Annotated in this window: 1 protein-coding gene; it reads left to right on the top strand. The window is 72.8% G+C overall.

The genetic code is table 11. The features are described 5' to 3' along the window. Positions 1-114 precede the first annotated feature (114 nt). Complete coding sequence (locus ACPYOM_RS22025) at positions 115-942, top strand: MerR family transcriptional regulator (protein WP_481347595.1); 828 nt, start codon at positions 115-117, stop codon at positions 940-942. The last annotated feature ends 134 nt before the right edge of the window (positions 943-1,076 follow it).

Below are 1,076 nucleotides of genomic sequence, written 5' to 3' on the forward strand. Positions count from 1 at the left end.
TCCGTCGTCGGCAGCGTCAGATGTGTATAAGAGACAGGTTCTCGCGTCCCGGCCGACCCCGATGCCTTCCGTCCTTGACCCTGACACGGTGTCAGGCGGTGCCATGGTCGGACCATGTTGAGTATCGGAGACTTCGCCCGGCTGGCCGGGGTGTCGGTGCGCATGCTGCGCCACTACGACGCCCTCGGTCTGCTGCCGCCGGCCCGCGTCGACCCGGACTCGGGCTACCGGTCGTACTCGACCGCGCAGCTCGACCGGGCCAACCGGCTCGTGGCGCTCAAGGACCTCGGCTTCACGCTCGAGGACTGCGGTCGCCTGCTCGGTGACGACGTGCCCGTCGAGCAGCTGCGCGGGATGCTGCGGCTGCGTCGGGCCGAGCTCGCCGCGCAGATCGACGCCGACCGCGCGCGCCTGCAGCAGGTCGAGCAGCGTCTCCGGATGATCGAGAAGGAGCACGCCATGTCACCTGTCGCCCTCGACGCCTACACCGAGCAGGCCCTGCCGGCCGCCCGCCTCGTCCAGCTGTCCGGACGCGTGCCGGACGGCGAGCAGGTCGGCGACGTCGTCGGCCCCCTCTTCGGGCAGGTCGAGCACGCCGTCTCGGCCGCACCACTCGTCCCGACCGGCCCCTCGATGGGGCACTACACGATGGACGGCGACGCCCTGGTCGCTGCCGCGGCCTACCCCGTCGGGCCCGAGGTCGGGCCGGCCGAGGCCGCCGCCGCGGGCCTCGAGCTGGTCGAGCTCCCGGCGCAACCGCGGGCGCTGGTCACGACCCTTCGCGGGCCGCTCGGCGGGATCTCCGAGGCGTGGCAGACGCTGTCGCGCGAGGTGGAGGCGCGCGGGCTCTCCTTCGCCGGGCCGTGCCGCGAGGTCTACCACGCAGCGCCGGCCGACCCGGACGCCACCTGGGTCATCGAGCTGCAGCAACCCGTCGCCTGAGGCCGTCCGGTCCGCGCCCGGTCGGCGCCCGGTCGGGGCGCGGTCCGTTCGTGGGCGTTCGGTCCCTTGGTGGGTGGTGCACCCTGTCTCTTATACACATCTCCGAGCCCACGAGACGCGTAGTAATCTGGGGG

The sequence above is a fragment of the Monashia sp. HAY1-2A genome (assembly GCF_056755315.1).

Bases quoted from the DNA above. Each gene is read 5' to 3' on its own strand.
- ACPYOM_RS22025 (WP_481347595.1), top strand. From the start codon at position 115: ATGTTGAGTATCGGAGACTTCGCCCGGCTGGCCGGGGTGTCGGTGCGC.